This window comes from Bacteroidota bacterium, assembly GCA_016715945.1.
In the GTDB taxonomy this organism is placed as follows: Bacteria; Bacteroidota; Bacteroidia; order Bacteroidales; family F082; genus JALNZU01.
In genome coordinates this window covers 265,868-290,395 of record JADJXJ010000001.1, presented here as the reverse complement: position 1 = coordinate 290,395, position 24,528 = coordinate 265,868, and the positions used below count along the sequence as shown (strand labels likewise).

General features: G+C 49.0%; 23 protein-coding genes and 2 pseudogenes. 20 read left to right on the top strand and 5 right to left on the bottom strand.

Annotated features, from left to right (window positions below; all coding sequences use genetic code 11):
• Window positions 1–4 precede the first annotated feature (4 nt).
• The 4 genes from IPM52_01030 to IPM52_01015 all read left to right on the top strand — a co-directional run bounded on the left by IPM52_01030 (window position 5) and on the right by IPM52_01015 (window position 2,506).
• Window positions 5–472, top strand: coding sequence for a DUF1573 domain-containing protein (locus IPM52_01030; GenBank protein MBK9290210.1), 468 nt, complete (start codon window positions 5–7; stop codon window positions 470–472).
• A gap of 21 nt (window positions 473–493) precedes the next feature.
• Window positions 494–823 (top strand): preprotein translocase subunit YajC, encoded by a 330-nt coding sequence (gene yajC / locus IPM52_01025; protein ID MBK9290209.1) that lies wholly within the window; start codon window positions 494–496, stop codon window positions 821–823.
• Between the two features lie 97 nt (window positions 824–920).
• Window positions 921–1,889 carry a hypothetical protein gene (locus tag IPM52_01020; GenBank protein ID MBK9290208.1) on the top strand — a complete coding sequence of 323 codons (969 nt, stop codon included), beginning with the start codon at window positions 921–923 and terminating at the stop codon, window positions 1,887–1,889.
• Window positions 1,886–2,506: a dephospho-CoA kinase gene (locus tag IPM52_01015; GenBank protein ID MBK9290207.1), complete on the top strand. Its 621-nt coding sequence runs from the start codon at window positions 1,886–1,888 to the stop codon at window positions 2,504–2,506. Before IPM52_01020 ends, IPM52_01015 begins: the two co-directional genes overlap by 4 nt.
• 133 nt (window positions 2,507–2,639) lie before the next feature.
• On the opposite strand, the pseudogene IPM52_01010 reads toward IPM52_01015, so the two are convergent.
• Window positions 2,640–4,153: pseudogene (locus tag IPM52_01010) on the bottom strand (IS1634 family transposase).
• Window positions 4,154–4,593: 440 nt separating this feature from the next.
• Between IPM52_01010 and IPM52_01005 the strand changes: the two are divergent.
• From IPM52_01005 to rplS, 4 genes are all read left to right on the top strand, one after another.
• On the top strand, window positions 4,594–5,397 hold the full coding sequence (locus tag IPM52_01005) for a hypothetical protein (GenBank protein ID MBK9290206.1): 804 nt from the start codon (window positions 4,594–4,596) through the stop codon (window positions 5,395–5,397).
• Window positions 5,398–5,442: 45 nt separating this feature from the next.
• A complete protein-coding gene (locus IPM52_01000) occupies window positions 5,443–6,117 on the top strand; it encodes a T9SS type A sorting domain-containing protein (protein MBK9290205.1) in 675 nt (224 codons plus the stop codon).
• 32 nt (window positions 6,118–6,149) lie between these two features.
• Complete coding sequence (locus tag IPM52_00995) at window positions 6,150–8,903, top strand: T9SS type A sorting domain-containing protein (GenBank protein ID MBK9290204.1); 2,754 nt, start codon at window positions 6,150–6,152, stop codon at window positions 8,901–8,903.
• A gap of 192 nt (window positions 8,904–9,095) precedes the next feature.
• On the top strand, window positions 9,096–9,449 hold the full coding sequence (gene rplS, locus IPM52_00990; GenBank protein MBK9290203.1) for a 50S ribosomal protein L19: 354 nt from the start codon (window positions 9,096–9,098) through the stop codon (window positions 9,447–9,449).
• Window positions 9,450–9,501: 52 nt separating this feature from the next.
• Here the strand turns inward: rplS and rlmB are convergent.
• Window positions 9,502–10,229, bottom strand: a pseudogene (rlmB, locus tag IPM52_00985) (23S rRNA (guanosine(2251)-2'-O)-methyltransferase RlmB).
• A gap of 120 nt (window positions 10,230–10,349) precedes the next feature.
• Here rlmB and IPM52_00980 point away from each other — a divergent pair.
• Genes IPM52_00980 through IPM52_00970 form a run of 3 tightly spaced genes read left to right on the top strand, consistent with a single transcriptional unit; the run spans window position 10,350 to window position 12,552 of the window.
• Window positions 10,350–11,141, top strand: coding sequence for an energy transducer TonB (locus IPM52_00980; protein ID MBK9290202.1), 792 nt, complete (start codon window positions 10,350–10,352; stop codon window positions 11,139–11,141).
• A 17-nt stretch (window positions 11,142–11,158) separates the two neighbouring features.
• On the top strand, window positions 11,159–12,031 hold the full coding sequence (locus tag IPM52_00975; protein MBK9290201.1) for a DUF3078 domain-containing protein: 873 nt from the start codon (window positions 11,159–11,161) through the stop codon (window positions 12,029–12,031).
• 2 nt (window positions 12,032–12,033) lie between these two features.
• Entirely contained in the window at window positions 12,034–12,552 is a 519-nt protein-coding gene (locus tag IPM52_00970; protein MBK9290200.1) for a metallophosphoesterase family protein, read from the top strand.
• Here IPM52_00970 and IPM52_00965 read toward each other — a convergent pair.
• Window positions 12,532–13,002, bottom strand: coding sequence for a DUF4293 domain-containing protein (locus IPM52_00965; protein MBK9290199.1), 471 nt, complete (start codon window positions 13,000–13,002; stop codon window positions 12,532–12,534). The two genes, IPM52_00970 and IPM52_00965, sit on opposite strands and share 21 nt — an antisense overlap.
• A gap of 231 nt (window positions 13,003–13,233) precedes the next feature.
• Between IPM52_00965 and rho the strand changes: the two genes are divergently transcribed.
• Entirely contained in the window at window positions 13,234–15,111 is a 1,878-nt protein-coding gene (gene rho, locus IPM52_00960; protein MBK9290198.1) for a transcription termination factor Rho, read from the top strand.
• Between the two features lie 45 nt (window positions 15,112–15,156).
• Here the strand turns inward: rho and IPM52_00955 are convergent, their stop codons facing one another.
• The gene (locus tag IPM52_00955; GenBank protein ID MBK9290197.1) at window positions 15,157–16,512 is read right to left on the bottom strand and encodes a peptidoglycan synthetase; all 1,356 of its coding nucleotides are present in this window, start codon (window positions 16,510–16,512) and stop codon (window positions 15,157–15,159) included.
• Between the two features lie 99 nt (window positions 16,513–16,611).
• Here IPM52_00955 and IPM52_00950 point away from each other — a divergent pair, with 99 nt between their 5' ends.
• The 7 genes from IPM52_00950 to IPM52_00920 all read left to right on the top strand — a co-directional run bounded on the left by IPM52_00950 (window position 16,612) and on the right by IPM52_00920 (window position 22,537).
• Window positions 16,612–17,316 carry a phosphoadenylyl-sulfate reductase gene (locus IPM52_00950; GenBank protein MBK9290196.1) on the top strand — a complete coding sequence of 235 codons (705 nt, stop codon included), beginning with the start codon at window positions 16,612–16,614 and terminating at the stop codon, window positions 17,314–17,316.
• A 51-nt stretch (window positions 17,317–17,367) separates the two neighbouring features.
• Window positions 17,368–19,791 carry a transketolase gene (locus IPM52_00945; protein ID MBK9290195.1) on the top strand — a complete coding sequence of 808 codons (2,424 nt, stop codon included), beginning with the start codon at window positions 17,368–17,370 and terminating at the stop codon, window positions 19,789–19,791.
• 265 nt (window positions 19,792–20,056) lie between these two features.
• Entirely contained in the window at window positions 20,057–20,995 is a 939-nt protein-coding gene (locus IPM52_00940; protein MBK9290194.1) for a lipid A deacylase LpxR family protein, read from the top strand.
• Window positions 20,996–21,043: 48 nt separating this feature from the next.
• Window positions 21,044–21,310: a DUF493 domain-containing protein gene (locus tag IPM52_00935; GenBank protein ID MBK9290193.1), complete on the top strand. Its 267-nt coding sequence runs from the start codon at window positions 21,044–21,046 to the stop codon at window positions 21,308–21,310.
• A gap of 2 nt (window positions 21,311–21,312) precedes the next feature.
• Window positions 21,313–21,696, top strand: coding sequence for a CrcB family protein (locus IPM52_00930; protein MBK9290192.1), 384 nt, complete (start codon window positions 21,313–21,315; stop codon window positions 21,694–21,696).
• Window positions 21,697–21,698: 2 nt separating this feature from the next.
• A complete protein-coding gene (locus tag IPM52_00925; protein MBK9290191.1) occupies window positions 21,699–22,268 on the top strand; it encodes a hypothetical protein in 570 nt (189 codons plus the stop codon).
• Window positions 22,265–22,537, top strand: a complete 273-nt coding sequence (locus tag IPM52_00920; protein ID MBK9290190.1) for an acylphosphatase — start codon at window positions 22,265–22,267, stop codon at window positions 22,535–22,537. Before IPM52_00925 ends, IPM52_00920 begins: the two co-directional genes overlap by 4 nt.
• On the opposite strand, the gene IPM52_00915 is transcribed toward IPM52_00920, so the two are convergent.
• A complete protein-coding gene (locus IPM52_00915) occupies window positions 22,530–23,576 on the bottom strand; it encodes an agmatinase family protein (GenBank protein MBK9290189.1) in 1,047 nt (348 codons plus the stop codon). The genes IPM52_00920 and IPM52_00915 overlap by 8 nt on opposite strands.
• Before the next feature lie 79 nt (window positions 23,577–23,655).
• On the opposite strand from IPM52_00915, the gene IPM52_00910 reads away from it, so the two are divergent.
• The gene (locus IPM52_00910; protein MBK9290188.1) at window positions 23,656–24,489 is read left to right on the top strand and encodes an MBL fold metallo-hydrolase; all 834 of its coding nucleotides are present in this window, start codon (window positions 23,656–23,658) and stop codon (window positions 24,487–24,489) included.
• The last annotated feature ends 39 nt before the right edge of the window (window positions 24,490–24,528 follow it).

The following is a 24,528-nucleotide window of genomic DNA, read 5'->3' as shown; positions in this document are numbered from 1 at the left end:
ATAGATGAACACAATCAGAACATACCTAAGTGGATTTTTAATGTTGCTTGTCATCGCAGCCGCAACTTCGTGCGGTCAGCGCAACCAGAGCCTGCCCTCCGATCTGATTCGCAACCCAAAGTCGGCCGAAGGCGAAAAGCAAGTCAGCATGCCCGAAATCACGTTTACAAAAACCGAGCACGACTTCGGCAGACTCATTCAGGGAGAACAGGTGGTTTATGTGTTCAAGTTCAGAAATACGGGCAATGCCGATCTGCTGATCAGTAAAGTAAGCGCCTCGTGCGGTTGCACAGCCAGCAAATATACCCGCGAACCTGTGAAACCCGGGCAGGAGGGCAAGATTGAAGTGACGTTCGACTCGAACGGGCAGCGTGGAATTCAAAACAAAACGGTAACCGTACTCACCAACGGCCGTCCCCAAACCACTGTGCTTCGCATTAAAGCTCAGGTAGTTACACCCGACACAATTTAAGTATCAATACAAATCAATCACATGAACATCATCAGCATTTTACTCTTTGCACCGCCTGCCGAAGGGCAATCCGGAGGAGGTTTGATTTCTTTTCTGCCGCTCATCCTCATCATGGTTGTATTCTACTTCTTTTTCATCCGCCCACAGATGAAGAAGGCCAAAGAGCAGAAACAATTCCGTGAATCGCTCAAAAAAGGCGACAAAGTGATCACCATTGGCGGCATCCATGGCAAAGTAACAGGCGTTCAGGAACAAACCCTGCGTCTGGAGATTGCTAACAATGTGGAAATAGAAATCGAAAAAAGCGCAGTGGTCTCCGACCCAACACAGGTGGGCACCGCCGCCAGGTAATCAGAACCTCTCAGCTTTTTTTTAAAACAACGCAACGGCCGGATATGGTTCCGTTGCGTTTACTTTTGTGCCAAATTTGCAGTAAACCTTTCAAGGGATGAACCTCAATCAGCCTAAAGAAACCCTTAAAAAACGCAAGCGAGTCCTGATCTATCTTATTTTTCTGAGCATCTCCGCTTTTTTTTGGCTGTTAATCAAACTCAACAACGTGTACACGCTGAAGATTCCGGTCAGGCTGGTGCTGACTGACCCTCCACCTGGCCTTTGGCTCGAAGATGAATCACGCGAACAAACCATAGAAACCGAGGTGCAATCGACAGGTTTTGTACTGCTGCGATTATCCTTGCAATTTAAAAAGTCTCCGGAACTGCCTGCATCGCTTCAGTCTTTGAATCCCCGGAAAACCAACCAGAACGAGTATTACCTCACCGCACAGGCGCTTAAGACTTTCATTGCCGCAAACCTTAATTTAAGCCCCGAGGAAGTTATCATCACCGAAAACCAACTCAACTTCAAAGCCAGCACGCTTGAGTCGAAGCTTATTCCTGTTGTCCCAAATCTGGAAATGAGTTTTGAGCTGCGATTCGGACCGTATGGCAAACCAATGGTTGCCCCTTCGGAAGTGGAAGTTTTTGCCATCAGACAGGTACTCGACACCTTGACGGCATTACCTACAAAAAAAGCTTCTTATAAAAACGTCCGGGACGACATTGCCGACAGCCTGGATTTAGTTTTTTCGCACCCGAGCATGCGTGCTTTCGTGAGCAAAGTATTTGTTTTTCAAGACGTTGAAGAATTTACAGAAACATCATTCAGTGTAGAAATTGAACCTATGGCAGAATTGGGACTCAGGCTTTTCCCCAATCGTATCAAACTGATTGTCAATGTTGCCCTGAAGGATTTTAACCAAATTTCACAAAATAATTTTCAGGTAGAGGTGGATACGGCTGGTCTGGCCAGGCGCAGTCCGCAACTTTTTTTGAGAGTATCCAATTTGCCCGACAATGTACAGCTCGTCCGCATGGAGCCAGAGAAGGTGGAATATCTAATTCCCGCGATGCGATGAAAGTTGGGGTAACCGGAGGTATGGGCAGCGGAAAAACAAGGGTTTGTCAGGCTTTTTCAGCCCTGGGCGTGCCTGTTTTTCATGCCGATGAGGAAGCCAAAAAATTGTATGAGGAAGACGAGATCAAAACCTGGCTCAGCGCGCACATCTCTGAAAAAATCTTTGACCACCAGGGTCAGGTGGACAGGCAGAAACTTGCTGCAATAATTTTCTCCGACCCATTGAAAATCAAGTTGCTGGAAGAAAAAATCCATCCGATAGTTGCCTCCCGTTTCGGGCACTGGTATCAGGCGCACCGTTCGCAACCTTATGTGTTGTATGAGGCTGCCATACTTTTCGAAACCGGAAGGTACAAGCAACTTGACTATACGATTCTGGTTACCGCCCCAAAGGATGTGCGCATTGAACGCATTAAACTTCGCGACGGACATTCGACAGCAGAAATAGAAGCCCGTATGCAACGACAGTGGGAGGATGAAAAGAAAATTCCATTGGCCGATTTCATAATCAACAACATTGACTGGCCCGACACATTGCGCGAAGTGGAACGCATTCACCAGATTTTAATACAAAAAGCAAGCAAAAATGATTTTCCAGATTTCGGAAAGTCTCTATGAGTATGCAATTCTGACTTCAATCGCAATCGTCTTTTAATACTCTTATTTTCAGTATTTTATATCATTTTAGTTAAAATGATGGCAATAACCTATTTGATGATTGTTTTGGGAATTTTTTCCTGACTTCCGCAAATTAACACCCTATATCAAAGATTTGGGCCAGTTTCATTTGCTCTTCGGTCAGCAGTAGGATTTTCTTGATTTTTTCTTTTTGTTTTGGGGTGGTAATTTCGATTTCGTAAATGCTTTGTGCGATTTCAATTACTTTTTCTGCTGAGAGATCTGAACATTTCTCTTTTAACTGTCTTTCAAGCTCTTTGAAAACTTTATATGCCACAAAATTCAGGCAGATGTGTGCTTCAATCCTTCTTTGCTTATAGTGGAAGATTGGTCTGATTTTCAGATCTGTTTTAGCAATTCTGAAAGCACGCTCAATTAGCCACAGTTGGTTGTAGTTTTCAAGTATTTCCTCTTTGGGCAGGGTAGAATTGGTCAAGTATCCCTTTAAGCCATCCCATCTTTGGTCTTGCTGTATCTTTTGCTGATCAATGCGAACTTGAACTTGCCCATCTATTTCCAGGAATTTGTTGTAGCCTCGATTGTTGATAGCTGCTTTTGTAAGCCTGCCTGTCTTGATTGCTTTTTCTAATCGTTTAAGCCCCTTTTCCCGGTTGTATTTATCTTTTTCTGCTCTTTGATGGGAGTAGTTGACTAAAAGCCTGAACCCTTCTTTCTCAATGACTATTGTGTCACCATCATTAAAAGTATGGCTGCAGATCTTTTCTTTTATCCACTGAGCTTCATTTTTGATCCTTGCTCCTAAAATAAAATCATGTCCGTTGACTGTAAGCTCTTCAATGTTAGATTGCGACAGCAAACCTGAATCAGCTACAACAGTCAGTTTTTCGATGTTATACTTTTGCTTGAACCCATTGATAACGGGTAACATGGTATGCCCTTCGAATTTTTTCCATCAAAAACATCGTAAGCCAAAGGATAGCCTCCTTGACTGACAAGCAGCCCTAAAACAATTTGTGGATTTTGATGCCTTCCTTCTTTCGAAAATCCTGTGCGCCGAAAATCATCTTCACCGTCGGTCTCAAAATAAATCGTCGTTACATCATAAAACACCACTTGAACCCTTTGGGCAAGTATACGCATCGTGTGCTTATAGCTGATTTGCTGAACAAGCTCCTTCTGAGTGTTATAAAGCTTGTCCATGTATCGATAAATATTGTCCTCCGAAATGGATTTCTGGGCATACCGGTAAAGGTATTCTGTTGTCTTTAATTTACTCCTGGGATAAACCAACCTGTACAAAACCAAGTATTTAAACAACGGATCAATGACCTGATTAAAACCAATCTCATCAAATATCTTTCCCAGAATCAGATCGATACCAACAAGCTTGTGGGATGTGATAGCGTCGAGCAGACCCGCATAAACGGCTCTCTCCTGGTCAAAGTCAAACTCCGCTAACGACTGATACTCTTTAATCCATTGTTGAGCCCGTCTTACCAGAGCCTCTAAAGCATCCTCATCAGTGGCAGCCCCAAAACTCTTCCTAACTTTATACTTGCGGTCGAGCTTCTCAACTACTTGTACATAGATCCTGCCGCTTTTATGCTTTAGCTTCCTGACAAACACCCGCAAATATCATAACAAAAACCAAATTAACACCCAAAATTCCAAACACCCAATTTTTAAAACACAGACATACAACAACTTACAATGCAAAATTCAAAAATTCAAAAAAGTCTGCGGAAGTCAGGCGCGAAGTGGAACGCATTCACCAGATTTTAATACAAAAAGCAAGCAAAAATGATTTTCCAGATTTCGGAAAGTCTCTATGAGTATGCAATTCTGACTTCAATCGCAATCGTCTTTTAATACTCTTATTTTCAGTATTTTATATCATTTTAGTTAAAATGATGGCAATAACCTATTTGATGATTGTTTTGGGAATTTTTTTCCTAATTTTGGAAGACTCCCCAGAATTTAACATATTATTTACATATTATAATGCTGATTATCAATATTTTAAATAATATAACAAGCAAGGCACAATTTTTGTACAACTAAATCGTATGAAATTCTTGCCAACCACATCCGGGAAGATGAGCTTCCCAGCTTTTAAAATATCGGCTTTTCTGATTCGATCAGCTGCCCTGCTTCTTTTGACTTTGTTATTCACCCGGCTCGACGCTGCCGGGGATGGGCTCAACAGTCCGGTTGATCAATTAAGAGGACCTGCACTGGACATCCAGCAGCTCCGTTTGTTCAACAGTTCTCAAAATGAGAATGTCGTAGAACAAACTTCTAGTCTGCAATTCTTCCCCGACTCCGTATTGGTTTATTCCACACAATCCAACCTCCAGAGGTTCGATTATATTTTCTCGCCCAATGGAGAATTGCTTACGATGCTCCTCCGCATCAGGCAAGGGGCAACCTGGGTTAACCAGTCTATCGAAAATCGCACATACGATGCAGCGGGCAATATGACTAACCAGTTGTATCTAGCCTGGAATGGTAATGCATGGGTAAACACATCCCGCAACATCTTCACTTACAACGATAACCGCAAGCTCCTGACGCACACTGAACAAATATGGAACAGCAGCACCAGCAGCTGGACCGATTTCAGGAAAACAACCAACACCTGGTCGGCCTCCGGGCTCCAGCTCAGCATGCTGCAGGAAGTATTTTCGGGCGGCATCTGGGTCAACCAGACTTACGAATTCTATAACTGGCAGGAAAACAAGCTGATACAGGCAGAACGCCAGGTTTGGACTAACGGCAACTGGGCCAACGAAAATCAACACCTTTATACCTACGATGCACAAGGCAACCTGTTAACCATGACCATGAAGCAATGGACAGGCAACCAGTAGTCCGACTTCTACAGGGAGGTTTTCAGTTACAACGTATCCAATCAATTGACCATCTACGTAAGCCAACTTTTCAACAACAGTTGGCAAAACAGCGAACAGTACTTCTACACCTACGATGTGCTGGGCTTTCCGGAAACTGTGATTCGCCAGGTATGGCAAGGCAGCACATGGCAAAACAGCCTGAGGCGTTCATATAGCAACAACAATTACGGAACTGCACAGCTTGCTGTTTTTGAAATCTGGCAGCAGGGAACCTGGGTAAGCCAGAATATGTTTACCAAAGCCATTGATGATTACGGCAATGTGACCTCATCAAACGCCTATACCTGGAACAACAGCTGGCAACAGAATCAGGACAACCAACTGGAGGTTAATTACAACTACGGCCTGAAGACGCTCAGATTTCAGGGATACCGGGCAGAGGCCGGATTTACAAGCATGCTGGTGGGCGTTCGTGAAAAACCAGGAACGGCTTCCACCAAGGTTTATCCGAATCCCGCCAACGGCAAACTTTTCATAATTAACACTTTATTATCATCAGATCCACTGGATATCCATATTTTTGCCACTGATGGTAGAAAAGTGACCGAACTCAGACAACCAGCCGAACCTTTTATCACGCTTGATCTCGAAAAATCTGGCCTGAGAGAAGGTTCCTACATTATGAAAATCTCATCGCCTGAAGGTACATCAACCCATCGGATAACATATCTCAAATGAATGAATAATTGAAAATCAAATACCTTGGAACTATGAAAAATTCTCTACTCAAAGCCCTTTCAGCGCTGACCATCCTGGTCATGCTCGGTCTGTCTGGTTTCGTAAAGGCACAGCCGTTCGTAACCGTTGAGCAGCCCAACCTCAGTGGTATTGTGTGGGATATCGGCTCAACGAGGCTGATCTCCTGGAACACAAATTTCACCCAACCGGTGAAGATTGATCTTGTTGATTATTCCACCCTTACACCAACTGTAACACCAATTGTGGCATCAACAGCCAATTCGACATACGCATGGTATATTGATCCACTCACCTTTACAACCGGCACACAATACAAAGTGCGCGTCACAAGTACCATTAACCCTGCTTACACTGATGAAAGTGATAATTACTTTTCACTTGTTACCTCATTACCAGGCACTTCCATTACGATTGAACAGCCCTCACTACCCGGAATCCAGATCGTTAAAGGTACTGATTACCTGATCAGCTGGAATCCGGTGGGCGTATTCAGCAATGTAAATATCGACCTGGTTGATGTCCTGAACTCCACCACCACATCTATAGCCACCAACGTAGAGAACTCTACCTATGTCTGGAGTGTAAGCACCTTGTTGACGGCCCACAACCAATATAAGATTAAGGTATCGAGTGTGAGCGATCCTTCAATATTCGATCTGAGCGACAACAACTTTGAGCTTCTTGATTACCCTGCAGGGACAATCACCGTTTTGCAGCCTGATGCTGCCGGAATCAAGTGGGTAAGGGGCTCACAATACCTTGTTTCCTGGATTGACAACATTCCGGATCCCGTGGACATCGACCTGATCCGAAACACCAATTTCTGGATTGCAAGTGATAACACTGGTGGCGGATCTTTCAACACTGGCAGCAATACGGGTTGCAACTTTAATCCCTGGACTGTAACAAAGGTTAACGTGCCTGGTGGATTTGCCATTGGAAACAAGGGCAATCCTGCTGCAGCCGGAATTACAGGAATGGATGCCAACGCATACAGAATTGTTGCCTATTCCGACCCGGGAAATGATGGCAACTTCGTACATGCCGACCGTACTTTTGGTCCCTATGCCACACCTGATGGATTCATGTTTTCGTTCACATGGGGTTTCAACCTCGGTAGCGGCAATGCCACAACCGGTGAAAAAGGATTTATTGTTTACACCGGCGGAATCGGAGGAACTGCGCTATTCACTGTAGTCAATGATAAGAACAGCAGCACAATTGAAATTAACGGCAGCCCAATGTTCAGCAATGCAGGCCTTGCTGCAATGACCATCAATTTCGATTATGATGCTGTTGCCGGCACGGTAAGAGTTTTCGGAACAGGTCGCGATGGTGTCGAACCTTATGATCAGACTTTCCCTGTAAGCGGTGCTCCGGATGCAATCAGGTTCTTCAACAAAGGACAGGAGAATGATGGCACAACGGTTGACGATCATGCCTTGTATTTTGATAACTTCTTTATTCGTACCAAACGCCTGACTGTTGGCACCAATGTGGGTGGCTCCACCTGGACATGGACTGTGCCAACCTGTATTCAGACTGGCAACAACTACAAGATCGAAGTACTGGGCAATGGCCGTACCCTTGCCGATGCCAGCGACAATGGATTCCAGATTTCTGCCACACATGGAGGCACCTACATCACTGTGCTTCAGCCAAACGACCCTGGTATTACCTGGTTACGCGGCAGCTCTTACCTGATTAGCTGGATTGACGATGTTGTTGAGCCAGTGCGCATTCGCCTGATAAATTCAGGTGGCACGGTGGTGGCAACCCTTGCAAACAATGTAACCGGTTCCACATGGGTATGGAATATCCCTGCCGGACAGGCGCTGGGACAGTACCGCATCAGAGTGGATGCTGCAGGAATTCAGGATGAAAGTGACAACCTGTTTACAATCGCCGATCACTTGCCGGGCGGTACCATTGAGGTTCAGCAACCAAATGTAGCCGGAATCAAATGGATTCGTGGCAACAGCTACCTGATTTCATGGTATCCGGATGGCGTGTTTGGCCCCTTCAACATCGAACTTTGGAAAGGCGGTGTATTCCACGCAAATCTGGTTACCAATGTAAGCGGATCAACCTGGGTTTGGAGCATTCCAGCGCTCACCTACCCAACGGGTACAGATTACCGGATTCGCGTTACTGCCAATGGTGGCGCTGTAGCCGACATGAGTAATAACGACTTTGAGCTTGCCGACACTCCCGGAGGCACCATCCAGGTGCTGCAGCCCAATGGCGGTGAAACCCTTTACAGAGGTGTCGGATTCTGGATTGCATGGATTGACGACATTCCGGAAAACGTGAATGTTGACCTGATGGAATATGACAACACCAACACACTCCAGGCCACTCACCCCATTTTCGGCAACGTAACAGGTTCGGCCTACCCCTGGACAGTTCCGATGGCCACGCCTACGGGCAACTATTTCAAGGTGAGGGTATCCAGTGTAGTCAGTCCGGCAATTTTCGACGAAAGCGACGGCTACTTCACCATTACCGATTTGCCCCTCACTTTTGGTTTGCAGCCGAATCCGGCAAGAGATTTCGCCACCATCAGCCTGAACGAAGGATTCAGCGGTCAGGTGCAGGTACAGGTTTCGAACAGGATGAATCTGATTGTGCTCGATCGCACTTTCAACCTGAACGACTCGCATGAACTTCGCCTCGCCCTCGATGGCCTCAGGAGCGGCATCTATTTTGTGACCATCACATCCAACGGTCAACGCATGACCCAGAAGCTGATCATTCAGAAATAAACCTGAATATCAACCCTAAAAAAAGATGCCGGGAGTCCCCGGCATCTTTTTTATTGTAAATCAGTATCTTAAAAATTTCGTCACCTTATTTATGGAAAACTTTTATATGAATGCTTTTGATTCTCAAAAGAGTTTGTATATTTGCACTCCCTTTTCAAATGAGGTATACATCTTCCAAACACCTATAATACAATGAGCAAGAACGCCTTAATTCAGTATGTGGAGGAGCAGGTAAGCGTAAAAAACTTTCCGGCATTCGAGCCGGGCGACACCATCACGGTGACCTATAAGATTGTTGAAGGCAATAAAGAACGTCTGCAAAAATTTCAAGGCGTTGTGCTTCAGAAGGTTGGCTCCGGCCCCACTGCAACCTTTACTGTCCGCAAGATTTCGAACAACGTAGGTGTTGAGCGCATCTTCCCGGTTTCGTCACCTATGATCGAAGAGATAGAACTGAACAAGAAAGGTCGCGTGCGCCGTGCACGGATCTTCTATCTGCGTGCACTTCGCGGAAAGAAGGCAAGAATCAAGGAAGCCCGTCAGTAACCGACAAGGTTCAGAAAATTATTTGAAAGGCTGTCCGTTGCGGATGGCCTTTTTAATTTTTAGCTGCATTTTGCCGCATCAGTTCGTAGCACGCCATGCCGGCTGCCACACTCACATTGAGCGAGGCAATCTGACCTGCCATGGGGATGCGCACCAGGATGTCGGCCATGGTCAGCAATTGGCTGGAAATACCGGTATCTTCCGCACCAAGGATAAGCGTTACCGGCCCAGTCAAATCGGCATTCCAGATTTCCAGTTCAGCTTTTTCGGTAACGGCAACCAGCTTCATCCCGCTTTCGTGCATGTAGCGGGCCGCCTGAGCAAGATTTTCCTCGCGACATACGTTGATGCGGGTGAGCGCGCCGGCCGAAGTCTTGATGGCATCCGGACTCACCATTGCCCCACCCTTGGAAGGAATGATCAGTCCGTGCGCGCCCGATGCCTCTGCAGTACGGGCAATGGCGCCAAGGTTGCGCACATCGGTGAGATGATCAAGCAGAATAAAAAACGGATCCAGTCCGGCCTCAAAGATCATTGGCAAAAGCGAAGCAACTTTCTGGTAACTTACCGAGGCCGTGAAGGCCACCACCCCCTGATGGTTTTGCTTGGTGAGCCGGTTCAGCTTTTCCTCCGGCACATATTGCACCGGAACACCCTGCGCACGGGCGAGCGTAAGCAGTTGGTGGAGCTGGGGAGAGCGACCACCACGGAGCACAAAAGCTTGTCGAGCTCCAATCCACCTTCGAGGGCTTCTATGACCGGCCGGGTACCGTAGATCATCTGGCTTTGCTGACCTGACATGGCATGTTCATTTGCCGGCAAAGATAGGCCGCCATATAAAAAATCAGGTGAAAAACCTGCGGAATAAATTAACTTTGTTTTTGGATCACAAATACGTTCATGGCAATCCTGCTTGCGTTTCTGATACTGATTTCGGCAGATAATCTTTCAGCCCAGACCAGCACTCCGGCATCTCCCCTGTCGGAACCAGCGGTTGTGAAACGTTACTTTGAGCGAGCCATGCATTATCCTGAGCAGGCCTTGTCGAAGGGCATTAAAGGCAAGGTGACTGTATCGCTCGAGGTGTTGCCCGATGGCAGTACGCGCAACTACCATATTGTAAAAGGGTTAGATCATGAACTTGACCAGGAGGCGCTCCGGCTGGCAAAGCATATCTTATGGAAGCCTGCTGAGTTTGCAGGCACGCCGATAACATCATCTGAAACATTGACCATAGATTTCAATCCGAAGACCTATCTGAAAAACCGGCAAAAAACAACCGCACGTGAATTGTGGCCTGGTGATGACGATTCCATACCAGGGGTTATTTACAGTCCGAAACAACTCACCGAAGCCCCTCAGGCCATACTTCCCGAGGGTTTCAGAAGCCTGAGTTCATACATCACTCACCTGATGAAATATCCCGAGATGGCAGTCAGGCACAACATTTCCGGTACGGTTGTACTCGCTTTTGTGGTCGAAACCAACGGACTTGCCTCAAACATCAGGGTGAAGGAGAGCGTTGGCGGTGGATGCGACCAGGAAGCCATCCGGATATTGGAACAGATCGCCTGGAAAGCAGGCAGGCGAGCCGGCGAATCCGTTCGTAGCCACGCAGAGCTGGAAATTGTTTTCCGGCTCAAAGACAGCATGCAAAGAGCCATACCCAATCAAAGAAGTACAGGACTTTAACACATTTCAGCATCAAAATGAAAAAAACAATCCTTTTTCTAATCCCGGCTATTATTGCCGCTAACAGCCTTTTGGCCAAACAAGACACACTTTCGCACTGGAAAACAGCCGGAAAGGTGGGATTTAATTTTTCCCAAAGTCATTTGTCGAACTGGGCTGCCGGCGGGCAGAGCTCACTGAACACCCTGATGTTGTTCAGGTACGATTTCAATTATGCCAAAGGAGCGATGAAGTTCGACAACAACATTGACATGAATCTCGGTTACAGTTTAATCGGTAAGCTGAAGCCCATAAAAACCGATGATAAGTTTGAGTTCAACTCGTCGTATGGTCGGAAAGCCACCGAGAAGCTTTTTTACACCGGGGCCCTTTCGTTTCGCTCGCAGTTGCGCGACGGTTTTAATTATGCCAAAGACAGCACCAACCCGATTTCGCGGCCCTTTGCTCCTGCATATATCACCCTGGGTGCAGGTGGCGACTGGAAGCCAGTGGATTATTTCTCGGTTACATGGTTACCTGTTACAGGACGACTGACCATTGTGGCAGACGACTCGCTTTCGAATGCCGGAGCCTTTGGTGTGGAAGCAGGAAAAAAACTGCGCACCGAGCTTGGTTCGAAAGCTACAGTACGGTTTAAAAAGGAAATCTTTCAAAATGTGACCCTCACTTCAAAGCTGGAGCTATTCTCAGACTATCTCAAGAACCCCCAGAATGTGGATGTTGACTTCCAAAATCTGCTGGTGATGAAGGTAAACAGCTGGATGAATGCCAACATCTCCGCACACCTGATTTATGACGACGACATTAAGATTACGGACAAGAACGGTAAACGCGGACCCCGGACACAATTTAAGGAAGTACTAAGCATTGGCTTGAGCTACGCCTTTTAAAAATGAAACGCATAGGCATCCTTTCGGACACCCACGGATTTCTTCATCCCGCAGCTGCGGGATTTTTCGCCGGATGCGACGAGATCTGGCACGCGGGCGACATTGGATCGGAAGATATCATCATGAGGCTCAGGCAGATAAAGCCACTACGGGCCGTGTATGGCAACATAGACGACCACCATGTCAGGATGCATCTACCTGAAATACAAGTATTTGAGATAGAAGGCCTGAAAGTGGTCATGCTGCACATCGCCGGACGGCCAGGAAAGTACAGCGCCAAAGCCTCACAGGCGGTCAAGGCACACAAGCCCGGATTGCTTGTGGCAGGCCACAGCCATATCCTGCAGGTGAAATACGATGAAAAAGCCGGACTGTTGTTCATCAATCCAGGTGCAGCCGGAATACAAGGCTTTCACCAAAAAATCACCATGGTTCGCCTTTCGGTAGCCCACTCCATGGTGAAAGACCTGGAGATCTGGGAATCGGACAGAAGCAGCGCTTTAGCGAATGCGGTCGACTGAGCGGATCAAACGGATATCCCGGATAATTCCTCTTTGTGTCAGATAATTGAAAATCAGAGCAATAAGTGGAAGAAAAATCCCGAACGAAAATTCGGCAGAAGCATTCACCTTTGTTGCGATGGCTTCGGTGTAATAAAAGAAGAGCAGGGCAATAAAAACCAGGAGAAACATCATGTGAATCCGTGTGAGCCTGAGTTGCTGTTCGAGGTTGCGATATCCGAAGATCAGAACAACCGGCATCACAATGAGCGCAATGGTAAAAATAACCGGTACTGTGAGGAAACCCTTGGCGAACAGAGGCTCAGCCGAGGGCACATGATCTTTGATCAGGTGGATGTAGAAGGTAAGTGTATGCAGCTCGCCATAGTACCATGCAATCGGGAAAAAAAACAAAAGAGCAGATGCCATGCCCGACAGAAGCAAATAAACAGTTTGAATGCGCTGAATCATTTGATGCATTTTTTGCAAAAATAGCAATTGCCAGCGGCATCTCACCAATGGGTGCACAAAAGCGCATAATGGATTATGCTGAAAAAAAGAATTTGTGGTTTGGTAAATAAATTGTTATTTTTGCACTGAATTCTTTATCAGGTTCACTTCCCGGTCATTGTTTCGAGCTTGCACAAAGCCTCACAAACCAAAGTTCCGAATCTTTTCGTCAGACTTTAAATCATTCCTTATATGTACGATATTATCGAGCTTAATAATAAGCTTGTAGGCGAGTTGAGAGAGATTGCCAAGTCGCTCAACATCCCAAAGTTTGATAAGCTGCTCAAGCAGGATCTCATTTATCAGATTCTTGACCAGCAGGCGCTTCAGCCCATGTCAAAGCCAGAAGCTGGCGAAGAAGAAAAGAAAAAACGTGGCAGACGGGCCAGGATCGTAACTCCCGAGCAGGAAAAACAACCAAAAGAAAACCTGACTGCCGAGCCAGTACCCGAAGCTGAAACAATAGCCCAGGCCCCCGCCAAGGTCGAAGCACGTCAAGAAGAACCTGCGAAAGGCACCTCAGAAAAAAAGATTGAAGCCCCGGTAGATGGAGCAAGAACCGAATCAAAAACGGATGAAGGTCAGCACCGTCCAAAAAGGCCGCGTAAGGTTTTCAACACCAGCGAGTTGATGGCCGGACGAAGTGAAAAGCAGGCTGTTGCCTCAAGTTCCGCGCCCTCTCCCGTAGAGCACGTCCAGCCCGAACCTGAAACCAGGCCGGTGGAACAACCTCGTCAGGCTGAAAAGAAAGCTTTCGAGAACAGGCCACAGGATTTTAAGCAGCAAAACTGGAAGCAGAAACAGCGCGAAGATTTTTCCGGCCGGGATCAAGGGCAACGGGAAAACCGGCATCAGCAGGCAGAGCAGTCTTCGGGCCATGAAAGCCAAACTGCTCCTGCTCAGGAAGCTCAGAAACCACATCAGCAGCAAAAGCCAGAATACAAATTTGAGTTTGATGGCATTGTTCCTGCCGAAGGGGTGCTCGAGCTCATGCCAGAGGGATATGGTTTCCTCCGCTCGTCGGATTTCAACTACCTCAACTCACCTGATGATGTGTATGTGTCGCAATCGCAAATCAAGCTGTTCGGGCTGAAGACGGGCGATACCGTGCGTGGCATGATCCGTCCGCCCCGCGAAGGTGAAAAGTTTTTTCCGCTGGTTAAGGTGGACACCATCAACGGAAGATTGCCCGATGAGATTCGCGACCGCATCCCGTTCGACTACCTGACGCCGCTTTTTCCCAACGAAAAATTCCGGCTCACAGGCCATCAGGGTGCGACACTCTCCACACGGATCATGGATCTCTTTGCCCCCATTGGCAAGGGCCAGCGCGGACTGATTGTAGCCCAGCCAAAAACTGGTAAGACCGTTCTGCTCAAGGAGGTGGCCAATGCCATTGCCAAGAACCATCCAGAAGTTTACCTGATCATCCTGCTTATCGACGAGCGCCCTGAAGAAGTTACCGATATGGCCCGCAGTGTAAACGCTGAGGTCATCTCGTCCACCTTTGACGAACCGGCCGACAAGCACGTGAAAATTGCCTCCATTGTCCTGGAAAAGGCAAAGCGTTTGGTGGAGTGCGGACATGATGTGGTCATTCTGCTCGATTCGATTACCCGTCTGGCACGTGCATACAATACCGTTTCTCCGGCCTCGGGCAAGGTGCTCTCGGGCGGTGTGGAAGCCAATGCACTGCAAAAACCAAAGCGTTTCTTCGGTGCAGCGCGTAAAATCGAAAATGGTGGCTCGCTTACCATCATTGCCACTGCCCTGATCGACACCGGCTCGAAAATGGATGAAGTGATCTTTGAAGAGTTTAAGGGAACGGGCAATATGGAGCTGCAGCTCGACAGGCGCCTGGCCAACAAGCGCATCTGGCCTGCCATCGATATTGTGGCTTCAAGCACACGCCGCGAAGACCTGCTCCTCGACAAGGAAACCATGCAGAGAGTCTGGATCCTGCGCAACCACCTCTCGGATATGACGCCCATCGAAGCCATGGAGTTCCTGCGCGACAAGATGCGCTATACCCAAACCAACGAGGAGTTCCTGATTTCGATGAACAGCTAATAGGTAGCTATGTAAAATATCAACCGCCTCCTGAGGGCGGTTTTTTTATTTTTCGAGCTCTGCAATCAACGCATTCACATCCAGCTTGTTAAAGCTTCCTGAACTCATCAGACCAATCACACAGCCGGGTGAATACTGTGCAATGAGCCAGCTTTTGAGCGCTTCAGCATCGTTCAGGACGGAAGCCGAAGGCAATCCAAAACTCTGGTGGATGTAGTCGGGGCTGACCAGTTCGAGTCGTTTTAGTGCTACGGCGTGCGGGTCGTAAAAGATGGCGGCTGCATCGGCAGGGTTGAGGCTTCCATGATAGTTGGGCATGAAATCTGCCGACAGGCTGCTGTAGGTATGCAGTTCGAAACAGATCACCAGCCGACGATGGGGATACTGCAACCTTAGCGCCTCGATGCTGGCCTTAAGCTTGGATGGCGCGTGGGCAAAATCGCGGTACACCGTCAGTTGCGAACTGTCGTGAATCAACTCAAGCCGCCTTGCCGCCCCGCTAAAGCCCGACATGGCTGCAAAGAAGGCCTCGTCGCTCAGGCCTGCCAGGCGGCAAACCTCACGTGCTGCCATCAGATTCGACAGGTTGTGCAAACCAATAAGTCGGAAAGGCCATGCATGTCCTTGCGCGTCAATGATCCGCATGCCATCGCTGCCCGTTGCGTAGGGTGGAAGCGTATAAGGAATGGTCCGGCATCTGGCTTCGAGGGCAAGTTTATGTACCTCCTCGTCGAGCTGATTGTAAATCAGGACACCATCCGTCGGAATACGCCGGATAAACTCACGAAACTGTTCCAGATAAATTTCGTAGGTTGGAAAAACATTCACATGGTCCCAGCCGATACCGCTGAGCACAGCAATATGTGGATGGTAGTGCCAGAACTTTGGCACCCTGTCGATGGCCGAACTCAGGTATTCGTCGCCCTCGAGCACCATCCAACGGGCATCCTCCGAGAGCCTGACCATGACATCAAAACCCGGAATGGAAGCTCCCACCATAAAGTCGGCATCCATCCCGGCCGCCTTGAGTGCATGAAGAATCATGGCAGTGATGGTAGTTTTGCCATGGCTGCCGGCAACGACGACTCTGGTCTTGTCGAGCGATTGCTGGTATAGGTATTCCGGAAAGGAATAAATCGTGAGTCCAAGCTCCTGTGCCCGAAGCAACTCGGGGTTGTCGGCCCGGGCATGCATGCCAAGGATGACCGCATCGAGCTCAGCCACTATTTTTTCGGGAAACCAGCCAAGCTGTGCAGGCAGCAACCTGTGAGCACGAAGCCTTGAGCTTGCCGGCTCGAAAATCTCATCGTCCGATCCTGAAACCTTGAACCCTTTCAGATGCAGGGCAATGGCCAGATTGTGCATGGCGCTGCCGCCTATCGCAATAAAATGAACCCTCATTCCTTTTTTGGCAAAAGTAAGCAAAGCTTTTGGCAGGGTGCGACAAGCCGGGATGGTTGAAAAGCTGCTTTGATTAACTTTGCGAAAAAGACCAAGGCCATGCAAGCACTCATTGCCGAGCTTAACGAACGATATCAAAACCTGGATGCAACTGATATACTGCACGATGCAAGCAAAACTTTCGGAAACCAGATAGCTTTTGCCACCAGTCTGGGACTCGAAGACCAGGTGATCACACATTTGATTGCAATTCGCGCATTACCAATCAGAATATTTACCCTCGACACCGGTCGCCTGTTTCCTGAGACCTATGAGCTGATCGACCGGACGGCGGCCAAGTACAAGCTAAACATCGGGCTCAGCTTTCCCGACTACAGGCAGGTGGAAAAGATGGTGAATGAAAAAGGCATCAATCTGTTTTACGACAGCATCGAGAACCGCAAATTGTGTTGCAACATACGAAAAAGTGAACCTTTGGCGCGGGCATTGCAGGGCTGCAAAGCATGGATCACGGGGCTGCGCCGGCAGCAATCGGTCACCAGGCAGCATATGCAGACTGTTGAGTGGGACGAACTTCACGGACTCATCAAAATAAATCCCTTGATCAATTGGACCGATGATCAGGTAAAAGCTTTTGTAGCCCAACACAATGTGCCTTACAACACGCTGCACGACAAGGGCTATCCGAGCATTGGCTGTCAGCCCTGCACAAGGGCGGTAGCCCCGGGCGAGGACATCAGGGCAGGCCGGTGGTGGTGGGAACAACCCGAACAGAAGGAATGTGGCCTGCACAAGGCGCGTTAAACATGAACCCATAAGTTTTGTTATAAAGAGTTAAACAACCGCTTAACAGGCATGGAAAAAACAGAACTGCCGGACATTCTTCCGGCCGGTTTAACGAAAGACGAAGTACTCAACGACTACCGGATCGGATGGGAAAGCCGTTATGCGAGCATCATTGGCCGCAAGGAGGTACTGACCGGAAAAGCCAAGTTTGGCATATTCGGAGATGGTAAGGAGCTGCCGCAACTCGCTATGGCCAAGGCATTTGAGCCGGGCGACTGGAGATCAGGCTATTACCGTGACCAGACATTCATGCTGGCGGCTGGAATGACCACCCTTGAGGAGCTTTTTGCCCAGCTTTACGGCGACACCGACCTTGAGGCAAACCCATCAAATGGTGGCAGGCTGATGAACAACCACTTTGCTACCCGGAGCCTTGACGAAGAAGGGAACTGGAAGAACCTGACGAAAATCAAAAACTCCGCCGCCGACACTTCGCCCACTGCAAGTCAGATGCTCAGGCTGCTTGGACTGGCACATGCTTCAAAACTGTTCAGGGAGAACAAGAGCCTTCATGGGTTTACTCAATTTTCCATCAAAGGCAATGAGGTAGCTTTTGGCACCATAGGGGATGCCTCGGCCGCCGAAGGACATTTTTGGGAAACCATCAATGCGGCCGGTGTTTTGCAGGTGCCCATGGCCATTTCGGTTTGGGACGACGGCTGGGGCATTTCGGTACCTGGCGATTACCAGATAACCAAATCGAACATTTCTGAAGTGTTGTCAGGTTTCCGGAGGGATGAAAGTGGCAAGGGATATCTGATCTATCGCCTCAATGCCTGGGATTATCCCGCACTGGTTGAGGCCTACCGTGAGGGAATTGCAATATGTCGGAAAGACCACATTCCGGTGCTCTTCCACGTAGTGGGATGTACCCAACCTCAGGGGCACTCCACTTCCGGCTCGCACGAGCGTTACAAGACCCCTGAACAACTTGAAGATGAGCGCCGGCGTGACGGGCTGCTGAACTTTGGGCAATGGATCATCGCCCAGGGGCTGGCCACACAGGAGGAGCTGACGGAGATTGAGCAACAGGCCGAGCAACGTGCAAGAGAAGCCAGGCGCAATGCGTGGAACAATTTCCAGCAGCCACTGCTTAAAAAACGCGACGACTTTCTGCAAATGGTGGACGTGACCACCTGCAATTGCGCCAAAACCAGTAAGATAAACAGCATCAAGTCCGACCTGGCCCGTGTGGGCGAGCCTATTCGCAAGGACATCATCTCGTCGGCACGAAAAATCCTTCGCTTGATCTGCAATTCGTGCAGCGACCCGCGCAACTCGCTCAAGACCAATGTAACCAGATGGCTGCAGGCAGAACTTGCCGAGGGATATGAGTGCTACAGTGCACACCTTTATTCCGAAAGCAGGCATTCGGCCCTTTTGGTTGAGGGTGTGGCCCCGGAATATGCCGGCAATGCGCCAATGGTGCCCGGCCGTGAAATCATTCGCGACAATTTTGATGCCCTGTTTGCTTCTATTCCCGAGCTGGTAGCTTTTGGCGAAGACGTGGGCAAGATCGGTGGGGTCAATCAGACTTACGAGGGTTTGCAGGCCAAATACGGGGAGCATCGCATCTTTGATACCGGAATCCGCGAAGCTACCATTCTCGGGCAGGGCATAGGAATGGCCATGCGTGGACTCCGTCCGATTGCCGAGATACAGTATTTCGATTATCTGCTCTATGCCCTGCAGGCCATGAGCGACGACCTGGCTACGCTGCGCTACCGCACCAGAGGAGGCCAGAAAGCCCCCCTTATTGTGAGCACACGCGGCCACAGGCTCGAAGGCATCTGGCATGCCGGCTCGCCCCTGAGCATGGTAATCAACTCGATCAGAGGGGTGTATGTGGCCGTGCCCCGCAACATGACACAGGCAGCAGGTTTTTACAACACCTTCCTGGCTTCCGACGATCCGGCACTGATCATTGAGCCGCTCAACGGGTACAGGCTCAGGGAACGCAAACCATCGAACTTCGGTAAGTTCAGGATTCCCATCGGCACACCCGAAATCCTGAGAAAAGGCAGCGATATTACCGTAGTCACTTATGGTTCCTGCGTCAGAATTGCGGAAGATGCAGCCAGGCAGCTGAGCGAGTTTGGCATTGAGGTTGAGTTGATTGACGTGCAGACCCTGCTTCCGTTCGACCTGAAACACACTATCACCGAATCGCTGAAAAAAACCAACAAAGTGCTCTTTTTCGACGAGGATGTGCCCGGGGGTGCCACAAGCTTCATGATGCAGCAGGTGCTCGAGGTGCAGGGAGCTTACCGCTACCTGGATGCCGCCCCCGCTACCCTTACAGCCCGAGAACACCGTGCGGCCTACAGTACCGACGGCGACTATTTCTCGAACCCGAATGCAGAAGATGTGTTTGAGAGTGTGTACAACATCATGCACGAATATAACCCCTCGCGCTATCCCAAGATTTTCTGATTGCGCAACCATAACAGGGTAAAATAGTTACATTTGGGCAAGCCATTTGTCAGGCATGCGTATCGCCCTGCTACTTTCTATCCTTCTTCTTTTGCGATGCGATATCGCAAAACAGGACCTGATTGTCAATTATCCGCAACCTGAATACCCACTGCCCTCCCCTGCTACCTCAACAGAATCTGTGCAGCGCTTGTCCAAAGTGGAAATACCATTGGCCCAAAGCCCCAGCCGTTCAAATGATTTGACAAGGCCTGCCGGGGTAAACATGCCGACGGTCAGTCGAAGGGAAGGGCAACTGATTCCTGCCAGACCCAGCGCCACAGTCTTGCGCCAAAAGGAGCTGATCCCGGCTGATATCGCAGCATCCATGGGGCCAAACACCCTGTTGATTGAGTTTGACAACGACATCTTTACAGGCACAGACTATTACTACACAAACGGAATTGCCATCGGTTTTTCGGGGCCGGCGCTCTCATTTTTGGGGAAAAGCAAAATTTTGCCCGGTCTCGGGAAGGAAGCACAGGACATTTTTTCTGTGAAGCTCACCCAAAAAATGTACACCGGATTGAATCCTGAGACCGAGGTTCCACCAGTTGGCGATCATCCGTTTTCCGGCCTGCTTTTTACCGGGTTCACACGAAGCAGTACTGCACCCAAACGTGGTTTGATGATGCACAGCACTTTTGTGATCGGGCTGACCGGAAAAGCATCACTGGCAAGCGGGCTGCAGCGCACTGTGCACGAACTCCAGCCCAGCGGTTGGGATTTTCAAACTGCCAGCGGACTGTTGCTCAATTATAACCTGGCTCTGGAAAAACGTATAACTAACTGGACATCAGGTTCTATTTCGCTGGGCAGCATGGCCAGGGCAGGCAATTTGGAAACCAGTGCCTCGGTATTCTTTGCATTCAACCAGAATTTTTCAGGCAGTGCGACGGGCTGGCGTTCGTTGCACTTGTTTGCCACACTTTATGCACACAAGGTATGGCACAAGGCCAGTTTGAGGGGTAGCCTCTGGAAAGCAGAGAGACAATACGTCGTTCCCTACCAACAGCTGGAAAGAAATGTAGGTGAGCTGAATGTTGGCCTGTCGTACTGGCAGGGTCGCACAGGCTTTGGGTTTAAGGTGGTATATTTGTCGGCAGAATTTCAAGGTGGAAGGCCCCATAAATGGGGTGGTATTCAGTTGACACGAGAACTTTAATCGTCTGAAGCAGTGCACATAAGCCTACCTTCAAACAGACATTACTACATGAATCAAAAAGAAAAAATCGATTTTCCTGTCACCTATGTGCTCAAGATTGTGCTCGACAGCCACATCCTGCCGTTGGTGCAGAAAGAAGAGATGGAGCGCCTGTTTTTGCGGGTCAAGGTACCGTTTACCTTTCTCGCCAGCAAGATGAGCAGCAAAGGCAACTTTGTGAGCTACAGTGTACAGGTAACCCTCACCGACCACGACCAGATGCATCTGCTATATAACGACCTACGCACTTTACCCGGGATTAAATTTGCACTCTGACCATGGAAAAAGCGCTTGGACTCTGGCTGATTATCGTGGGAGGCGCCATTGGTACCACCGCACGTTTTGGAGTTTTTTTGCTGGCCGACCGCTGGTTTAGCCGCTCGTTTCCGGCCGGCACCCTGATTGTGAACCTGATAGGTTCTTTTTTGATTGGCCTGCTTTGGGGCTACATGGAACGTTTCAGTGCGCCTCCTGCCATGCGATTGTTTCTGCTGGTGGGCATACTGGGTAGCTTCACCACCTTCAGCACCTTTGCCTTCGACAGCGTGAACATGCTGCATCAATATGGCTGGGGGATGTTTCTGCTCAACCTGATGGCAAACAATGCCGGAGGTTTGCTGTTATGTTTATTCGGCCTGCACCTGGCCGGCGGATCTATCTGACCATGCACGACATCGAACCCCATTTCAACTGGCGCCATCTTTATGTTGCCGCACAGGATCCAGCGTCGCCCTTCTACAGGAGGCGGTACAGCGAATTTTATTTTACCAACAAAATTTACAATTACCTCATCCATCCCCAGTGGGATGAGTTTGGATCGGAAACGTTGTACCTCAAGATACTCTATTGCAATTATCAGAAGAAGTTTTGTATCATCGAGCTGATCGGAGAGTGGAACGACCTGCTCTACAACGACATCATGTATCTTTACCGAAACGTGGTTGAAGTGATGATCGCCGAGGGCATCAAATATTTTATCCTGATCGGCGAAAACGTACTTAGCTTTCATTCGGATACCGACGATTATTACCAGGAGTGGTTCGACAATGTGGAGGATGGCTGGATTGTTTGCCTGAATTTCCGTGACCATGTGATTCGTGATTTCACGGCGGCACGGCTGGACTATTACCTGGCTTTTGGAGGCAAGTTCGACCACTTCAACTGGAGAGGGATGCAGCCCAACCAACTTTTCGAATCGATCAATTCTTTGATCATGAAGCGTTTAAACCCATGAGTACAAAAGCAGTCGCCTTACGGATTTATGGACGAGTGCAGGGTGTTGGTTTCAGGTATTACACCGAGCGTCAGGCCAGGAGCCTGGGTGTCAGTGGTTTTGTTCAGAACAAGCCGGATGGCAGTGTGTATGCGGAGGCCGAAGGTGAGCCCGGGGCTGTTGACGCATTCGTTGAATGGTGCCGTCGGGGGCCACAGTGGGCAAGAGTAACAAAAATGGAAATCAGCGAATTACCCCCGCTGGGCAGAATAGGATTCAGCATCAGGTGAATTGGGCCGGGTTGGCTGCTGCAATGCCACAAAGCTGAAACAGCACGCGGGCGCCCACATTGCCATCCCATTGGTCGTCCGGGCCGGGAGCAACCTCACACAAGTCGAAGCCTACGATTTTTTTTCCGGCAGCCATAACTGCGTTGAGCAGATAGATCAGTTCCTCATATTGCAGGCCTCCCGGCACAGGAGTTCCTGTATTTGGGCAAAGTTTGGGATCGAGGCCATCAATATCCACCGAGATGTACACATTTTCCGGCAAATGAGCGACCACTTCATCGACCAAGGATTTCCAGCTTTGTCCTTCGAACATCCGGCGGCGCAGGTCGCGGTCGAAAAACACCCTGATACGCTCGGGCTGGCTGGCCACGCGCAGGGCCTCTTCTTCGCAATAGTCGCGAATGCCCACCGAAACCAAGCGCTTCAGGCTATCGTATTGCAAGGCATTGTAAAAGATGGAAGCGTGCGAATACTTGAAACCTTCGTAGGCCTCGCGAAGGTCAAGGTGGGCATCGACATGCAGCACACCATAATCAACTTTTCCCGACAGATAATGATGGTATCCCAGGGGGGTGCTGTGGTCGCCACCAACCACACCCACAATTTTTCCTCTTTTTTTCCACCAGTCCACACGGTTTGCAAGCCAGGTACGCACATCTTCGTTGGCGCGGCGTATGCGTTCGTACATCTCGCGGTACTTCTGCTTTTCGAGCACATTCACTCCCTCCTCCAGTGCCTCGATGATGGTGCGTGCATCTTTGCGCAATCCGGTATGCAGCACTTTGAAATGTTTGGGAAACTCATCCATCCAGATGCCTTTTTTCCACAGCTCGGGAAAGTCGTGATGATACAGGTCAACCTGCATAGAAGCTTCCTTGATGGCATCCGGACCGGCGAATGTGCCTGAGCCATAACTCACTGTAAGTTCCCAGTTTACGGGAATGATTACGATGCCGGCGTCCTCCTCGGTGAAAGGGAGGCCGAAAATTCCGGCATCGTGGGCAGCCGGTGCATTGGGATCGAAACCTGGTAAGATCATGTGGTGTTGGGTCTTTGACCGCAAAATTCCAAAAAAAACAGGCTCTTTGGTTAATTTTGCCAAAAATCCCTCCCAGGTTTTGGACTTGTTCAGCGAACTGTATGCGATTGAATTTTGCAGCTTTGCCAGCGGCAGCAGTGGAAATTGTTACTATGTAGGGCATGGTGAAGGCGCCTTGTTGATCGATGTTGGCATTAGCGCACGACGCATCGGGAAATACCTGACTGAGATCGGACGCAACGCATGGCAAATTGAAGGTATACTATTGACCCACAATCACATAGACCACATATCCGGGCTTGAAGCCCTTGTGAGCAAGCACTCCTATTATATATACGCCACCCCACAGGTGGCGGCTGCTGTGCAAGCAGAGGCGAAACCAGATTCATGCCTGAAGGATGCATTCAAAGTGATTGAGCCCGGGAAAAGCTTCTGGCTTGCAGGTTTCAACATCACTCCGTTTGAAGTATCGCACGACACTGCAGGTGCGGTTGGTTTTTATCTCCGCAACGGGAGCAGCAGTCTGGCTTTTGCCACCGACCTTGGTCATATTGGTCCGCAGGCTGCAGGCTGGCTACCTCAGGCTGAAATTTTGATCCTTGAAGCAAACTACGACAGCCATATGCTGGAAACCGGGCCATATCCGGCTTACCTTAGGCAACGCATCAGCAGCATGCACGGACATTTGGGGAACCACCAGGCAGCCGGGTTTGTGGCCAAACATTGCCGCACGAAGCTCAGGCATTTGTTTCTGGCCCATCTGAGTAAAGAAAACAACCATCCGGAAAAAGCAATCCACGCTTTCGAGCAGGCATTTGAGCAACACGACTTCGACCGAAAAAGCCTGGAGACCCTGGTATGCCTCGAACGCAACAAGCGGTCAACGCTGTTTAGATTCTCCCCGAAAATGTAGCACAGAAGGTTGTTTGTTCCGACTATCGTATCAGGTAGT